This window comes from Anoxybacillus sp. LAT27, assembly GCF_022030075.1.
GTDB lineage: Bacteria > Bacillota > Bacilli > Bacillales > Anoxybacillaceae > Anoxybacillus > Anoxybacillus kestanbolensis.
On sequence record NZ_JAIWYK010000425.1, the window covers coordinates 46,330 to 62,168 of the forward strand.

Below are 15,839 nucleotides of genomic sequence, written 5' to 3' on the forward strand. Positions count from 1 at the left end.
TCATTTCCTTCCCTTTTATATTTTAACGCATTATTGTCGGAAAGAGTACTGTTTTATGCATGACATCGTAAATTCCTTTCGGTGTAATGCGAATATACGGTAAATGTGTCGATGATAAAAAAAGCAAGGTGTAAATTGGATCCGCAAACGCATAACCGCGCGCTCGCAACAGTTCGCCGAGCGTTTTTTCTTCTTCCATTAACACTTCCATCGGTTTTGCCGACATTAATCCGCCTAAAGGAAGCGGGATTTCATGAATGATTTCTCCGTGTTCGCAAAGGACAATACCGCCTCCGATTTGTTTCATACGTTCAAAAGCAAACAACAAATCACGTTTACTTTTCCCAATTAAAATAATGTCCCCTGTATTAGAATACGAACTAACAAGTGCTTGCACATGTGTCGCAAACCCTTTTAATATAGTGTTTACACGCCATTTTCCGCTGCGATCAATAAGCATTAAAAAGCTTTCATCATGATCCATTGATAGCTCATCAGCAGATGTATCAATCGAAATCGAATATGGCTTAATAATGACCGAGTTTTCCATATACATCCCTAACGGCATCGAAAACTGTAAATCATCCATCTGTAAGTCCCAAGATAGCGAAAGTGGCGAAAGACCGTGTATATCCCAATTAACTGTTGGAAAAGCAGCGACAGGTACACCGTCACGTTTGACCCATTGTCCACTCGCTAAAACAGAAATAGGAGTCGGATTAGAAGCATGTTCAAGAATGTTAATGTGTGCAATGCGTCCTGGCGTAATGCTTCCGTGCAAATGATCGATATTATAATAACGAGCAACGTTCCATGTGGCCATGCTATATGCATCAATATCGATTACTCCTTCTTGTAATGCAATGCGAATCATTTCGTCGATCATTCCATTTTCATAAAACGCAGGTGTTGAGCCATCTGTCGTAAACATGCAATGATCGTAATGATGAATGCCGCATTGTCTCATTTCTTTAAGCAACGTCGGCAAATCAGGGCGAATGGACGAATGACGCAATGATACGGTATATCCTTGCATTAAACGCTTATACACATCGCTTCCGGTCATCGCTTCATGGTCCGCATCAGCACCAAACAATTTCATTTTTGTTAACGTTCGGTCTGAAGCTCCCGGAAAATGACCTTCCACTTTTTTGCCAATCTTTTTCGCTTCCTGTATCCAATGGAGAATGAAATCGTCCCCTTCTAACAGCTTTGGCCATCCAGTCAATTCGCCAACTTGTAATACCGCATCATTTTCCAGCCAACTTTTCATGTTTTTATACGAAAAAAAATGCTCTTCTCCGTTCATTTCTGTCTGTGGATCCAGTCGGCACCACCAATACATCGTCACCGGTTGTTTTTCCATAGCGGACAAAAAAGAAAACGCTTTCTTTTTTGTTAACTGTAAAAAAAGGAATAGATTGTCATTAATAAGTGTTGTTGTACCGTGCTGTGCTGCATATTCCGCTAACGTATGGGGATTATATAACTGAAACGGATGAGCATGTGGCTCCATATAGCCAGCAACAAGCACTTGATTCGAGCAGTCCACTACTTCGCATGAATCGAGTTGCTTCGGTTTATTTGGACCGACATATACAATTCGGTCATCGCAAACCCAAACGTTTCCTTGTACCCATTGACGTATGTATGGATGTAAATACGTTGCGTTCATGAACACTTTTGTTGGCGCTTGCTTTCCGTCAACAACGGCAACGTGTCGGCGAATTTGCTCGTTTTTCCATCGATATCGTTTTTCCATCATGATCGCTTTCCTCCTAAATCGTACCATCGTCTATACACATTTTAACGGATGAAAGCAAATTTCACAAACAAAAAGGAGGATGAATATGAAACAAAACATCGGTATCATCAATGCGATGATTCGCATCACATGCGGATTTACGATGCTAGCTTGGGCAACTGCCAATTTTTCTCGCAAACCGTGGCGTGAATCGTATATTTGGGTCATGATGCTCGCTGCGATGAAAATCGCAGAAGGTATCGTTCGTTTTTGTCCTGTGATGGCTTTGTTTGAACGATATCAATGCCATTGTGACAGCAACAATGAGAAAGAGAAAGCGATTCCGATTGAGCCAGTTAACCCTTCGTAACAATAACCCCCTTGTATGCATACAAGGGGGGAAAGGAGAGAAAGTATGATTGCTGAATATATAACAGATACATTCTTTATTCTTATTCTTTTAATTGGCAGCATCGTTGCCCTTAGTTTTGTATACGTTCGCAAGCGACGTGCGCGATAGCTTTATTGCCAATATCACGTCGATAAAAAAGTTGGGCACAGTCAATGTTCTGAATTTGTTCATACACAAGACGTTGTGCTTCTTTCAACGTGTTCCCACTCGCCACAACAAGGAGCACTCGTCCCCCATCTGTTACCCACTCATCGTCCACACGTTTTGTGCCAGCGTGGAAAATTTGTGCTCTCGTTATACGTTCTAGACCACGAATAACAGCACCTTTTTCATATTGTTCAGGATATCCTTTCGCCGCCAACACAACCCCAATCGTTGCTTCGTCACTCCAATGCAACGTGATCGGTCGATCTTCCAAAAGCGAGACAATGACCTCAACAAGATCATTTTGTAACCGCGGTAAAATCACTTGTGCTTCCGGGTCGCCAAATCGTGCATTAAACTCTATTACTTTCGGTCCTTGTTCGGTTGCAATTAAGCCGGCATACAAAAATCCTGTAAATGCACAACCTTCTTGTTTCAGCGCCTTCGCGATCGGTTTTACAATTGTTTCAACCGCCTCACGCACTATTTGTTCACTAATTTGCGGAACAGGGGAATACGCGCCCATCCCTCCTGTGTTCGGTCCTTGATCGCCATCGAATGCACGTTTATGATCTTGGGCGATAACCATTGGATACACTCGTTCTCCATGCACAAACGTCATCAAGGAAAATTCTTCGCCCTGTAAATATTGCTCAATGACAACTTGGGCACCAGCTTCACCGAACTTTTTGGCGACCATTATATCATGCAACGCATGAAGCGCTTCGTCGATCGTCATTGCTACCGTGACACCTTTTCCCGCTGCAAGTCCATCCGCTTTAATCACAATCGGGGTTCCTTGTTCATGCACATATTGAACAGCTTCATCGTAATTTGTAAACGTCGCATAATTTGCCGTCGGGATGTTGTACTTTTTCATCATGTCCTTTGCAAACGCTTTGCTTCCTTCAATCAACGCGGCTTGCTGTTTTGGACCGAAAATGCGCAATCCTCCATCTTCAAAACGATCGACAATACCCGCTAACAACGGAGCTTCCGGACCAACGATCGTCAAATCGATTGCTTCTTTTTTCGCCCACTGCACAAGTGTTTCAACATCCGTTTCCGCAATCGGAACGCGCGTAGCCATACTATTCATCCCATCGTTTCCTGGCGCCACATATACACGAGTGACAAGCGGGCTTTGGGCTACTTTCCATACAAGTGCATGTTCGCGACCACCGCGCCCGATAATGAGCACTTTCATCATTTGTCGCCTCCTTTAATGTTTAAAATGGCGTACTCCTGTAAATATCATCGCAATACCGTATTCATTTGCTTTTTGAATAGAATCTTCATCGCGAATCGAACCGCCCGGTTGAATAATGGCAGTCACTCCCGCCTGTGCAGCTGCCTCAACGGTATCGCTCATCGGGAAAAACGCATCAGATGCTAGTACAGCACCTTTCGCACGATCGCCGGCTTGTTCTATTGCGATGTTTGCCGCACCTACACGGTTCATTTGTCCAGCGCCGACACCTATCGTCATCCCGTTTTTCGCGAGTACAATCGCATTCGATTTGACATGCTTCACCACACGCCAAGCAAACGTTAAATTCGACCATTCTTCTTCTGTCGGTTTTCTTTCTGTAACAACTCGCAATGTCGCATCATCAATTGTATACGTGTCTTCGTCTTGAACAAGTAGTCCCCCACGTACCGATACGACAAATGGTTCTTTTTTCCTTTCTGCTTCAAAATCGATCGTTAACAGACGAATGTTTTTCTTTCTCGTTAAAATTTCTAGCGCTTGTTCTGTAAATGACGGAGCGATAACAATTTCTAAAAAAATGTCATGTAATTTCGCAGCCGTTTGTTCGTCAACTTCACGATTAAGCGCCACGATGCCACCGAAAATGGACGTTGGGTCGGCTTCGTAAGCTTTTTGAAACGCTTCAGCGATCGTCTTGCCAACGCCGACTCCACACGGATTCATATGTTTCACCGCTACCGCCGCTGGTTCAGCGAATTCCCCTACAATTTGTAAAGCTGCATTGGCATCGTTAATGTTGTTGTAAGACAGTTCTTTTCCATGTAATTGCTTCGCTTTTGTAATAGAAAATGGTGAACTGAGCGGTTTTTCGTAAAATGCAGCCGTTTGATGTGGATTTTCACCATATCGTAACGATTGTTTTTTCACAAACGTCATCGTCATCGTTTCCGGATACGTTTCTCCAACGACGTTTGTCAAATATTGTGCAATCATCGCATCGTACGCTGCAGTATGGCGAAATACTTTTGCAGCTAACGCCCGTCTCGTCTCAAGCAACACTTCATCGTATTGTTTCAGTTGTTCAATGACTAAGTGATAATCAGCTGGATCCACAACCGCTGTCACATAAGCGTGATTTTTCGCTGCTGCCCTAAGCATCGTCGGTCCGCCAATATCGATCTGTTCAATCGCTTCCATCAGCGTTACGTTCGGATTTGCGATCGTTTCTTGAAATGGATATAAATTGACAACAACAAAATCGATCGGCGTAATGGCATGCTCTTGCAACTGTTTTTTATGCGTTTCATCATCTCGAACAGCTAACAGTCCACCGTGAATATTTGGGTGCAATGTTTTTACCCGTCCGTCTAAAATTTCTGGGAAGTTTGTCACATCAGAAATGCTTACGACCGGAATGCCATGCTCCGCCAATACGCGTTTCGTTCCGCCCGTTGAAATAATTTCAACACCTAACTCAACTAGTTGTTTAGCAAACGTAACAATTCCTTTTTTATTTGATACGCTAATGATCGCTCGCTTTTTCATCCTTTGTACTCCCTTTCTCCGTCAACAATTGTTGAATGACTTGCGGATACAACACATGTTCAATTTCATGAATGCGGCGCTCAACGCTTTCTAATAGTTCTCCGTCATCAATATATAGTGCCCGTTGCGCAATAATTGGTCCCGTATCCATTCCTTCATCAACGTAATGCACTGTAACCCCTGTCACTTTCACACCGTAGCGATACGCTTGGCCAATCGCATCTTTTCCTGGAAACGCCGGCAAAAGAGAGGGATGAATGTTTACAATTCTGTTCGGATATGCCTGTAAAAGCGTTGGACCGATAAGCCGCATATAACCAGCAAGAACAACTAAGTCGATTTCTTTTTGTTGTAGTTGTTGTAAAATCTCACGTTCAAATTGTTGTTTCGTTTCATATTGTTTAGGGTTAAAAACAAATATCGGCACGTGTTCACGCATCGCTCGTTCAATCACTTTCGCTTGCGGTCGATCACATACAAGAAGCGCCACTTCGGCTTGAATATCTCCTTTTTTTACGGCATCAACAATCGCTTGAAAATTCGTGCCGCTTCCTGAAGCAAAAATAGCTATCCGCTTCATTCGATTTTTCCTCCAGCAAATGATACACCCGTTCCTTCTTTTACACGACCGATAATGTACGCCTCTTCTCCACACGCTTCAAGCAACTGTACAACGTCTGACACAACACGGCTATCAACCGCTAATACAAACCCGATGCCCATATTAAAAATATTGAACATATCGATTCGCTGTAGCTGTCCGTATTGTTGTAAAAAGTTAAAAATTGATGGAATCGGCCATGAACCGTAATCGATTTCGGCTTGCAATCCATTCGGCAACATACGTGGAATGTTTTCGATAAAACCTCCTCCTGTAATATGCGCCATCCCTTTGATATGGAATTGTTTTAACGCTTCAAGTACTGCTCGAACATAAATGCGTGTAGGGGTCAATAGTTCTTCACCAAGCGTGTGAGCAAATGGTTCATATACGTGATCCAATTGCAAATTCGCATCTTTTATAATTTTTCTAACGAGCGAATATCCGTTGCTATGCAAGCCACTTGAAGCTAAACCGATCAGCACATCACCAGGAACAATCGCATCTCCTGTAACAAGTTTTTCTTTTTCCACTACTCCGACGGCAAACCCAGCTACATCGTATTCATCTTCGGGATACATGCCCGGCATTTCCGCTGTTTCCCCCCCGATGAGGGCACACCCTGCTTCGACACAGCCATCAGAAATTCCTTTTACAATATGTTCGATTTTTTCAGGCACCGCTTTTCCGCAAGCGATGTAATCAAGGAAAAAAAGCGGCTCTGCTCCTTGTACGACAATATCGTTTACGCACATCGCTACGCAATCAATTCCGATCGTATCGTGCCGGTCTAGGGCGAATGCAAGCATTAGTTTCGTCCCTACACCGTCTGTTCCAGATACAAGGACAGGTTGTTTATACCCGAGCGAAGAGAGGTCAAACATTCCTCCAAAACCACCTAAGCTTCCAAGTGCACCGATTCGGGCAGTTTTGGCGACATGTTTTTTCATCCGCTCTACCGCTTCATATCCAGCTTCAATATTCACACCGGCTTGTTTGTACACATGTGCCAACATGCTCTCCTCCAATCTTCGTCGGATATTGTCCTGTAAAACAAGCTAAACATTGCCCACAGTTTGCTGAATCGTTTGGTCTTCCAATCGCTTGCAAAAGCCCTTCTGGACTTAAAAAAGCAAGAGAGTCCGCTTCAATGAGCTGTCGAATGTGTTCGATCGTATGGTTAGCCGCAATAAGCTCTTCTTTCGTTGATGTATCGATGCCATAAAAACATGGATGCGTAATCGGCGGTGAGCTAATGCGTACGTGCACTTCGGTCGCCCCTGCCTCACGAAGCATGCGCACGATACGCTTGCTCGTCGTTCCACGTACGATGGAATCATCAACCATGACAACTCGCTTCCCAGCTACAACTCCACGAACAGGCGATAATTTCATTTTTACACCTTGTTCACGAAGTGCCTGCGATGGCTGAATAAACGTCCGTCCAACATACCGATTTTTAATTAACCCTAACTCATATGGAATGCCTGTTGCCTCCGCATAACCAATGGCTACCGAAATACTCGAATCCGGCACACCTGTAACAACGTCTGCTTCAACAGGTGCTTCAAATGCTAACCGCTTGCCAAGATTTTTCCTCGCTGTATGAATGTTAATGCCGTCCACATTGCTGTCCGGGCGAGCGAAATAAATATATTCCATACTACAAATGGAGCGAGCTACTTTAGGGGCGAAACGCTCGGAACGAATCCCTTGTTTATTAATCATAATGAGCTCTCCTGGCTCCACTTCCCGCTCATATGTCGCACCAATGACATCAAACGCACACGTTTCCGATGCCACAACGTACGCCTCACCTAAGCGCCCAAGCGATAAAGGACGAAAACCATGTGGATCAAGCGCAATATACATTTCCGTTTCCGTTAAAATAAGAAAGGCAAAAGCGCCACGTAAATGTGTTAACGCTTCTTTAATTCGCTCTTTTAAAACCGGCTCATCACTACGCTTAATTAAATGAGCAAGCACTTCGGTATCAGACGTCGTTTGAAAAATGCTCCCTTGTTGTTCTAAACGGAAGCGCAATTCATCGGCATTCACTAAATTTCCGTTATGCGCAAGCGCCAAACTACCGCCTTGGGAACGGAATAAAAGCGGTTGAACATTTGCATATCCGCCCCCACCAGCAGTAGAGTAACGGACGTGGCCGATCGCAGCCATGCCCGTTAATTGCGCTAATTCCCCACGACCAAATACTTCCGTCACTAAACCAAGTCCTTTATGAAACTGGAGCGTTCCATTTCCACCGACAACGATTCCCGCTCCTTCTTGACCACGATGTTGTAAACTATGCAGTCCGTAATATGTCAACGTCGCTGCTTCTTCATGTCCCCAAATGCCAAAAATTCCGCATTCTTCATTTAATCCTTTGATTTCAGCAAGCATGGAATAGCTCCTTTCCATACATTTCGCATCGTTTCTACTGGAACGTGGAGAATGCACGTACCCCCGGCTGTCACATGGAGCGTTCCGTCATTGGTCACTTCCCCGATACGTACCGCTTGAACAAGTTGTTCAAATGTTTGCTGATCCTCTTTTTTCACAGAAACAACAAAGCGGGATTGCGTTTCACTAAACAGTTCAGAAACGACGTCGCCACTGATCGCCACACGTGCACCTAAACCTTTTGCGCTCATTAAACATTCCGCAAGGGCAACAGCTAAGCCCCCTTCTGATACATCGTGTGCTGACGCTACAACCCCAGCTCGAATGGCAGCGAGAAGTTGGCGTTGTCGTTTCGCTTCCACATGTAAATCAATCGTTGGAGCTTTGCCGAAAATACGACCTGTTAGCCATTTTTGTAGCTCGCTCCCACCAAATTCTTGCTTAGCTTCCCCAATGACATAAATCAAGTCGCCAGGTTGTTTAAATGCTTGTGTCGTAATATGACTAATATGTTCAACGATACCAACCATCCCGACAATCGGTGTCGGATAAATGGCTTCACCGTTCGTCTCATTATAAAGCGATACATTTCCGCTAATGACAGGCGTTTCAAGTATACGGCACGCTTCGCTCATTCCCTCTACTGCTTTTTCAAGTTGCCAAAAAATTTCAGGCTTCTCTGGATTACCAAAATTTAAGCAATCGGTGACAGCAAGTGGCTGAGCCCCAGAACAAACAATGTTTCGTGCTGCTTCTGCAATCGCAATTTTCCCACCGACTTCTGGATCTAAGTATACGTAACGAGAATTACAATCCGTTGTCATCGCTAACGCTTTATTTGTGCCACGAATGCGTAAAACAGCTGCGTCAGATCCTGGAGCCACAACCGTGTTTGTCCGCACCATATAGTCGTATTGCTCATATACCCATTCTTTACTTGCAATCGTCGGCTGGCTTAACAACGCAAGCAGCGCTTCTTCATAATTATCCACTTTCGGTACATATTCCGTCGCTTGAAACTGACGATAATACGCCGGTTCTTGCGACGGTTTATGATAAACAGGAGCATCTTTCGCCAGCGCATCAACTGGAATTTCGGCAACTACGTCCCCGCGATGATACAAACGCAACATATGGTCATCTGTGACACGCCCGATCGCTTTTGCCTCTAGTCCATATTTTGAAAATACATCCATGATTTCTTGTTCGCGACCTTTTTTCACAACGAGAAGCATGCGTTCTTGTGATTCAGACAGCATCATTTCATACGGTGTCATTCCTGTTTCACGTTGTGGAACGAGATCTAAGTTTAGTTCAATGCCAGAACCTGCTTTGCTTGCCATTTCCGCCGACGAGCTTGTTAAACCGGCCGCCCCCATATCTTGCATACCAACGAGTGCATCGCAATGAATGACTTCCAAACACGCTTCAAGAAGCAATTTTTCCATAAATGGATCCCCGACTTGCACAGCTGGCCGTTTTTGTTCAGATTGTTCCGTTAATTCTTCCGATGCAAATGTCGCCCCATGAATGCCGTCACGCCCCGTTTTCGCGCCAACATACATAACTGTATTTCCAACGCCTGATGCGATTCCTTTTTGAATATCTTCATGTCGAATCACCCCGACGCACATCGCATTGACAAGCGGGTTTCCTTCGTACGCCGCATCAAATTGCACTTCACCACCAACGGTCGGAATACCGACACAATTTCCATATCCCGCAATCCCTGCGACAACGCGCTCGAATAAATATTTCACACGCGGTGACGTTAATTCGCCAAAGCGGAGCGAGTTTAATAACGCAATTGGTCTTGCCCCCATCGAGAAGACATCGCGAATAATTCCCCCAACACCTGTGGCAGCCCCTTGATACGGCTCAATCGCAGATGGATGGTTATGGCTTTCAATTTTAAATGCTACCGCTAATCCATCTCCAATATCGACAATACCAGCGCCTTCTCCTGGTCCTTGGAGCACATGTTTCCCTTCAGTCGGAAACTTTTTTAATACGGGTTTCGAATTTTTATAGCTACAATGTTCTGACCACATGACAGAAAAAATGCCCGTTTCTGTATAATTAGGCAAACGTCCAAGAATACGCTCAATCATCGCAAACTCTTCATCTGTTAATCCCATGTCACGATACATCTTCTGTTCTTTAATCATTGTTGGACTTGGCTCAAGTAGTAACGACATGTGCGTCCCTCCAATACGTCACAATTGATTGAAACAGTTTTAAACCATCTGCCCCTCCAAGCAACTCATGAACAGCTCGCTCAGGGTGTGGCATCATACCAAGCACGTTTCCCTTTTCATTCACGATGCCCGCAATGTTGAATAAACTGCCGTTTGGATTTTCTCCCTCATACCGAAAAACAATTTGGTTATTAGCGATAAGCTGTTGTAACGTTTGTTCATCACAATAATAGTTTCCTTCTCCGTGCGCAATGGGGATTGTAATCACTTCTCCTTGCTCGTATTGCGATGTAAACATCGTTTCGTTATTTTCGACACGAAGCTTTACCGGACGGCAAATAAACGTTAACGTATTGTTGCGTCGCATCGCACCTGGGAGAAGTCCTGCTTCAAGTAAAATTTGAAATCCGTTACATACACCTAAAATCGGCTTGCCTTCATCGGCTGCTTTTTTGATCGCCTTCATCACGTTAGAAAAGCGTGCAATCGCTCCAGAGCGTAAATAATCCCCATACGAAAAGCCGCCCGGCAAAAGAATGGCATCAAAATCATCTAAGCTATCCACATCATGCCAAACGTATTCAACTTCCTCCCCTAGTTCATCTGAAATGGCATGATACATATCGACATCACAATTGGAGCCCGGAAATACAACGACTGCAAATTTCACTGAACGACAACCTCCTCAATCTCGTAGCGATAATCTTCAATGACGGTATTCGCAAGTAACTTTTCACACATCTCTTTCACAACTGCATCGATGTTACGATCACTTTTTTCGACGAGTAACTCCATAAACTTCCCGATCCGTACATCTTGCACTTCACGATAGTTTAAGCTATGCAATGCTCCTTTTACCGCATTGCCTTGTGGATCTAATACATTTTCACGCAATGTGACATACACTTTTACTTTGTACATGATAATCCTCCTAATCGTTGTAAAAGTTTCGTATATGTTTCTGTTAAGTCGCCTAAATCACGACGAAATACATCTTTATCAAATTTTTCTTTCGTGTGTACATCCCATAATCGACACGTATCTGGGGAAATTTCATCCGCCAACAATACCGCTCCCGTTTCATCTTTTCCAAACTCTAATTTGAAGTCAACGAGCTGTAAGTCACATGAACGAAATAAAGAAGTTAAAATGTCGTTAATGCGTAACGCCATCTGTTTCATGTGCAAAAGCTCATCATGAGTGGCGAGCTGTAACAAAGCGATATGATCTTCCGTTAATAGGGGATCGCCTAAGTCGTCGTTTTTATAGTAAAATTCTACAATCGGTTTTTTCATCACGGTTCCTTCCTCTAAACCGATGCGTTTTGCTAAACTACCGGCGACAATATTGCGGACAACAACTTCGAGGGGGATGATCGTCACTCGTCGCACAAGCTGTTCAGTATCAGATATTTTGCGAATAAAATGATTGCTTACACCTGCCTCATGCAACAAGGAAAATAGTAAACTTGTAATCTCGTTATTTAGTCTTCCTTTGCCAACAATCGTTGCTTTTTTTTCGCCGTTAAATGCTGTTGCCTCATCTTTATACTCGATCCATAATACATGCTTCTCATTCGTTGCATACACTTTTTTCGCCTTTCCTTCGTATAGAAGGTATTGCTTTTCCATATTTTCTCCCCCATTTATACAGAATATTAGGAACTTTTAGTCTGTAGGCAAGGCAAATGCCTTACCTACTATAAGCCAAGTCGGCTAAAAATCGTATCAACATGTTTTAAATGATAGTTATAATCGAAGCAATCTGCGATTTGATCCTTCGTTAAACGACTTGTAATCACTTCGTCTGCTTCAATTAACGAGCGGAACGGCACTTGTTTTTCCCATGCTTCCATCGCCTTTGGTTGTACAAGATCATACGCTTCCTCGCGCGTCATACCTGTGTCAATAAGCGCTAGCAACACGCGCTGAGAATAAATAAGTCCGAGCGTGCGATCCATATTTTTCTTCATGTTTTCAGGGAATACGGTCAAGTTTTTCACGATATTTGTAAAGCGGTTTAGCATGTAGTCTAAAGCAATCGTTGCATCCGGTAAAATAATGCGCTCCGCTGACGAATGCGAAATGTCACGCTCATGCCAAAGTGGTACATTTTCGTACGCCGTTAACATATAACCGCGAATAACGCGAGCCATTCCTGTCATATTTTCTGAACCGATCGGATTGCGTTTATGTGGCATCGCTGATGAACCTTTTTGTCCTCTAGCGAAAAATTCTTCCACTTCACGCGTTTCACTTTTTTGCAATCCTCGAATTTCAACAGCAAATTTTTCAATCGATGTGGCAATTAAAGCGAGCGTCGCCATATAGTGGGCATGACGATCACGCTGTAACGTTTGCGTCGAAATAGGCGCAGGCTGTAAGCCAAGTTTTTCACATACGTACTGCTCAACAAACGGATCGATATTGGCATACGTACCAACAGCACCAGAAATTTTTCCAACGCGTACCGTTTCGGCTGCTTGCTTGAAACGTTCTAAATTTCGCTCCATTTCGGCATACCAAAGCGCCAATTTTAATCCAAATGTCGTTGGCTCAGCATGAACACCGTGTGTCCGCCCCATCATGACCGTATATTTATGTTCAATCGCTTTTTCTTTTAATACAGCAATAAAGTTCTCTAAGTCACGCAATAAAATTTCATTTGCTTGTTTTAATAAGTATGATAATGCTGTATCAACCACATCCGTAGACGTAAGGCCGTAATGTACCCATTTTCGTTCTTCTCCTAGCGTTTCTGATACCGCACGCGTAAAGGCAACAACATCATGGCGTGTCTCTTCTTCGATTTGTTTTATGCGGTCGATGTCAAAAGACGCATGTTGGCGGATTTTTTCCACATCTTCTTTTGGAATGACACCTAACTCCGCCCATGCTTCACATGCTAAAATTTCGACTTCCAACCAAGCACGAAAACGGTTTTCTTCCGTCCAAATGGCGCCCATTTCAGGTCTTGTGTAACGTTCAATCATACGTTCATCCTCCGATCTGTCCAAATGGAAAATTCGTCTATTTTTCGTTGCATCGCATCGACATCGTCAACCAACCATGTGATATGTCCCATTTTCCGCTTCGGCTTTGCTTCTTTTTTGCCATAAAAATGAACGTGTGCCTCACCCAATTGAGCGATGTTGCGAATCACAGCACCCACATGTTCTCCTAACACATTGACCATCATTGCCGGTTTTAACAATTTCGTACTGCCAAGCGGCCAATCGCAAATGGCGCGAATATGTTGTTGAAATTGCGATGTGATACAACCGTTTATTGTATAATGACCTGAGTTGTGCGGTCTAGGGGCAAGTTCATTCACATACAATTGTCCGTTTTTAGTCAAAAACATTTCAATCGCTAACGTCCCTACAAGTTGGAACGCTTCTGCTAACTGTTTCGCATATGTTTCAGCTTGTTCGATAATGCGTTCACTCACCTGAGCCGGCGCAATCGTTTCATGTAAAATGTTGTCGCGATGAATGTTTTCAACGACAGGAAACAACGCCATATCACCAGAAACATTGCGTACAACGATGATGGATAATTCTTTTACAAAAGGAACCCATGCTTCTAACACACACTCACCGTTGGCTAAAAGTGAACGAGCTTTATGCACATCATCTAAACAACGAATGACAACTTGCCCTTTTCCATCATATCCACCACGGCACGTTTTCAATACAGATGGAATGCCTATCTCTCGAATCGCTTCCTCTAGTTCCTCTTCTTTGAATACAAGACGATAAGGCGCAACAGGTAAGCCAGCAGACTGAACGGCTCTCTTTTCTTTCCAACGATGTTGTGTAATCGCAAGAAGCTCGCTTCCTTGAGGCACATATCCTCTCTCTGCTAATCGATTCAATGCATCCGCATCAATATTTTCAAATTCATAGGTGATGACATCACTTACTTCAGCTAGCTGACATAATGCTCGTTCATCGCTATATGAAGCAACAATTTCAATGTCAGCGACTTGAGCACATGGAGAGTGTGGGGTAGGATCGAGTACAGCAACGAAAAACCCCATCTCTTTCGCAGCGATCGCCATCATTCTTCCTAGTTGTCCTCCGCCAATAATGCCAATCGTTTGCCCCGGAACAATCATTTTAGTCAAGCTGATCACTACTTTCCATCACTTGTTTTCGAATCGTTTCACGACGTGCCCGTAATGCCTCCATATATGTTGGTTCATACGTACCGAGTATCGATGCAGCAAGCAATGCCGCATTTATGGCTCCTGCTTTTCCGATCGCTACCGTTGCTACCGGTACTCCACCTGGCATCTGGACAATAGAAAGCAATGAATCAAGACCGTTCAATGTCTTAGACATAATTGGTACACCGATAACCGGTAATGTTGTTTTTGCTGCTACCATTCCCGGTAAATGCGCAGCTCCTCCCGCTCCAGCAATAATGACTTTAATTCCTCGCTCTTCAGCCGATTCAGCATATGTAAACATAAAATCTGGTGTACGATGGGCTGAAACAACTTTTTTCTCAAATGGAATATGCAATTCTTCTAATATATCACACGCATGACGCATCGTTTCCCAGTCCGATTGACTTCCCATAATGACAGCGACAAGTGGCTGCATTTACACTCACCTCTTTTTATCATTCAGAAAAAAATCCAGAACGACGTCCCTCGATCATAAGGGAAAGCATCGTTCTGGACATATTTCGCCCCTAGGGTGAAAAAAGCCAATAAGATCCTTTCCCTCATAGTCCAATAATTTACGGTTATTGGGTAGAGACTTTTGGGCCATATTCCCAAAATTATATGAGGGTTCAATCATGTATTCACTTACTTTCATCTTACCAGTCATTTTTCCATCATGTCAACATAAAATCGAACATTTTTATAAACTTAATATTTAATGTTCGGATTTTACTTAAAGTTCACCCTTTGATCCATTTCATCGTATAGTAAAAGAAAAAGAGAGAGGAGGAAAACAGTGGACTGGACAAAACAATGGGAAGCATTTTTTTCTAATCCTTTTTGGAATGCATCAAATACCTTTTCTTCTCATTCATCTGGCATCAATATGTATCGTCGTGATCATGAGTTGCTTGTTGTCGTTGCCATCCCCGGTTTAGAGAATGTACATGATGCAGAAGTATATATTCATTACAATACATTGGAGATCAAAGCAAATGTTCAATTACATTTTGAAGGATTTGAATTAATTGAGGAAGGAATTACACAAGGACCGTTTGAACGAGTAATACAACTTCCTTTTCCTGTAGGTGAAAAAGTGGAAGCTGTATACGAGAATGGGTTGCTTTTTATTCAGCTTCATCGCCTTATTCCTGATCATATAAAGAGAAAAGTAGAAATTAAATAAAAAATGAGCTAACCAATGCTGGTTAGCTCTTCACTATGGGGGAGAGGATTGTAAAAGCGTTAAACGCAAATACATGGACAAAAAAAGTTAGAGAACAAAGTCGAGATGCCCTCTAACTTACCATGTCCGCCCGGCAACGTCCTACTCTTGCAGGCGGTGTCCCGCCAACTACCATCGGCGCTGGAGAGCTTAACTTCCGTGTTCGGGATGGGAACGGGTG

Annotated in this window: 16 protein-coding genes, 1 rRNA gene and 1 riboswitch; of the genes, 3 read left to right on the forward strand and 14 right to left on the reverse strand. The window is 43.5% G+C overall.

What is annotated here, in order from left to right:
- Window positions 1–22 precede the first annotated feature (22 nt).
- Window positions 23–1,765, reverse strand: a complete 1,743-nt coding sequence (locus LD028_RS12975; RefSeq protein WP_237810539.1) for an adenine deaminase C-terminal domain-containing protein — start codon at window positions 1,763–1,765, stop codon at window positions 23–25.
- A gap of 85 nt (window positions 1,766–1,850) precedes the next feature.
- On the opposite strand from LD028_RS12975, the gene LD028_RS12980 reads away from it, so the two are divergent.
- Together LD028_RS12980 and LD028_RS18115 are read left to right on the forward strand one after the other, a co-directional pair.
- Complete coding sequence (locus LD028_RS12980) at window positions 1,851–2,114, forward strand: YgaP family membrane protein (protein ID WP_049753973.1); 264 nt, start codon at window positions 1,851–1,853, stop codon at window positions 2,112–2,114.
- A 45-nt stretch (window positions 2,115–2,159) separates the two neighbouring features.
- Entirely contained in the window at window positions 2,160–2,264 is a 105-nt protein-coding gene (locus LD028_RS18115; protein WP_004888776.1) for an EYxxD motif small membrane protein, read from the forward strand.
- On the opposite strand, the gene purD is transcribed toward LD028_RS18115, so the two are convergent.
- The 12 genes from purD to purE all read right to left on the reverse strand — a co-directional run bounded on the left by purD (window position 2,227) and on the right by purE (window position 14,869).
- A complete protein-coding gene (gene purD, locus LD028_RS12985; protein WP_237810543.1) occupies window positions 2,227–3,507 on the reverse strand; it encodes a phosphoribosylamine--glycine ligase in 1,281 nt (426 codons plus the stop codon). The genes LD028_RS18115 and purD overlap by 38 nt on opposite strands.
- A 15-nt stretch (window positions 3,508–3,522) precedes the next feature.
- Window positions 3,523–5,058: a bifunctional phosphoribosylaminoimidazolecarboxamide formyltransferase/IMP cyclohydrolase gene (purH, locus tag LD028_RS12990; RefSeq protein ID WP_237810538.1), complete on the reverse strand. Its 1,536-nt coding sequence runs from the start codon at window positions 5,056–5,058 to the stop codon at window positions 3,523–3,525.
- The gene (purN, locus tag LD028_RS12995) at window positions 5,036–5,638 is read right to left on the reverse strand and encodes a phosphoribosylglycinamide formyltransferase (RefSeq protein ID WP_237810537.1); all 603 of its coding nucleotides are present in this window, start codon (window positions 5,636–5,638) and stop codon (window positions 5,036–5,038) included. The genes purH and purN overlap by 23 nt, the downstream gene beginning before the upstream one ends.
- A complete protein-coding gene (gene purM, locus LD028_RS13000; RefSeq protein WP_237810536.1) occupies window positions 5,635–6,672 on the reverse strand; it encodes a phosphoribosylformylglycinamidine cyclo-ligase in 1,038 nt (345 codons plus the stop codon). Before purM ends, purN begins: the two co-directional genes overlap by 4 nt.
- The gene (purF, locus tag LD028_RS13005; protein ID WP_237810535.1) at window positions 6,635–8,062 is read right to left on the reverse strand and encodes an amidophosphoribosyltransferase; all 1,428 of its coding nucleotides are present in this window, start codon (window positions 8,060–8,062) and stop codon (window positions 6,635–6,637) included. Before purF ends, purM begins: the two co-directional genes overlap by 38 nt.
- Complete coding sequence (gene purL / locus LD028_RS13010) at window positions 8,038–10,260, reverse strand: phosphoribosylformylglycinamidine synthase subunit PurL (RefSeq protein WP_237810534.1); 2,223 nt, start codon at window positions 10,258–10,260, stop codon at window positions 8,038–8,040. The genes purF and purL overlap by 25 nt, the downstream gene beginning before the upstream one ends.
- Window positions 10,244–10,930 (reverse strand): phosphoribosylformylglycinamidine synthase subunit PurQ, encoded by a 687-nt coding sequence (gene purQ / locus LD028_RS13015; protein WP_237810532.1) that lies wholly within the window; start codon window positions 10,928–10,930, stop codon window positions 10,244–10,246. The genes purL and purQ overlap by 17 nt, the downstream gene beginning before the upstream one ends.
- Window positions 10,927–11,181, reverse strand: a complete 255-nt coding sequence (gene purS, locus LD028_RS13020) for a phosphoribosylformylglycinamidine synthase subunit PurS (protein ID WP_006323591.1) — start codon at window positions 11,179–11,181, stop codon at window positions 10,927–10,929. The genes purQ and purS overlap by 4 nt, the downstream gene beginning before the upstream one ends.
- Complete coding sequence (gene purC / locus LD028_RS13025) at window positions 11,169–11,891, reverse strand: phosphoribosylaminoimidazolesuccinocarboxamide synthase (protein WP_237810531.1); 723 nt, start codon at window positions 11,889–11,891, stop codon at window positions 11,169–11,171. Before purC ends, purS begins: the two co-directional genes overlap by 13 nt.
- Before the next feature lie 68 nt (window positions 11,892–11,959).
- Complete coding sequence (purB, locus tag LD028_RS13030) at window positions 11,960–13,252, reverse strand: adenylosuccinate lyase (RefSeq protein WP_237810530.1); 1,293 nt, start codon at window positions 13,250–13,252, stop codon at window positions 11,960–11,962.
- Entirely contained in the window at window positions 13,249–14,397 is a 1,149-nt protein-coding gene (purK, locus tag LD028_RS13035; protein WP_237810529.1) for a 5-(carboxyamino)imidazole ribonucleotide synthase, read from the reverse strand. Before purK ends, purB begins: the two co-directional genes overlap by 4 nt.
- On the reverse strand, window positions 14,381–14,869 hold the full coding sequence (purE, locus tag LD028_RS13040) for a 5-(carboxyamino)imidazole ribonucleotide mutase (RefSeq protein ID WP_006323579.1): 489 nt from the start codon (window positions 14,867–14,869) through the stop codon (window positions 14,381–14,383). The genes purK and purE overlap by 17 nt, the downstream gene beginning before the upstream one ends.
- A gap of 107 nt (window positions 14,870–14,976) precedes the next feature.
- Window positions 14,977–15,078, reverse strand: a riboswitch (purine riboswitch).
- 151 nt (window positions 15,079–15,229) lie between these two features.
- On the opposite strand from purE, the gene LD028_RS13045 reads away from it, so the two are divergent.
- On the forward strand, window positions 15,230–15,619 hold the full coding sequence (locus LD028_RS13045; RefSeq protein WP_006323577.1) for an Hsp20/alpha crystallin family protein: 390 nt from the start codon (window positions 15,230–15,232) through the stop codon (window positions 15,617–15,619).
- 128 nt (window positions 15,620–15,747) lie between these two features.
- Here the strand turns inward: LD028_RS13045 and rrf are convergent.
- Window positions 15,748–15,839 (reverse strand): 5S ribosomal RNA (gene rrf, locus LD028_RS13050); the annotation flags it as partial.

Bases quoted from the DNA above. Each gene is read 5' to 3' on its own strand.
- purD (WP_237810543.1), bottom strand. From the start codon at position 3,507: ATGAAAGTGCTCATTATCGGGCGCGGTGGTCGCGAACATGCACTTGTA.
- LD028_RS12980 (WP_049753973.1), top strand. From the start codon at position 1,851: ATGAAACAAAACATCGGTATCATCAATGCGATGATTCGCATCACATGC.
- LD028_RS12975 (WP_237810539.1), bottom strand. From the start codon at position 1,765: ATGATGGAAAAACGATATCGATGGAAAAACGAGCAAATTCGCCGACAC.
- purL (WP_237810534.1), bottom strand. From the start codon at position 10,260: ATGTCGTTACTACTTGAGCCAAGTCCAACAATGATTAAAGAACAGAAG.
- purS (WP_006323591.1), bottom strand. From the start codon at position 11,181: ATGTACAAAGTAAAAGTGTATGTCACATTGCGTGAAAATGTATTAGAT.
- purE (WP_006323579.1), bottom strand. From the start codon at position 14,869: ATGCAGCCACTTGTCGCTGTCATTATGGGAAGTCAATCGGACTGGGAA.
- LD028_RS18115 (WP_004888776.1), top strand. From the start codon at position 2,160: ATGATTGCTGAATATATAACAGATACATTCTTTATTCTTATTCTTTTA.
- purB (WP_237810530.1), bottom strand. From the start codon at position 13,252: ATGATTGAACGTTACACAAGACCTGAAATGGGCGCCATTTGGACGGAA.
- purH (WP_237810538.1), bottom strand. From the start codon at position 5,058: ATGAAAAAGCGAGCGATCATTAGCGTATCAAATAAAAAAGGAATTGTT.
- purC (WP_237810531.1), bottom strand. From the start codon at position 11,891: ATGGAAAAGCAATACCTTCTATACGAAGGAAAGGCGAAAAAAGTGTAT.
- purN (WP_237810537.1), bottom strand. From the start codon at position 5,638: ATGAAGCGGATAGCTATTTTTGCTTCAGGAAGCGGCACGAATTTTCAA.
- purF (WP_237810535.1), bottom strand. From the start codon at position 8,062: ATGCTTGCTGAAATCAAAGGATTAAATGAAGAATGCGGAATTTTTGGC.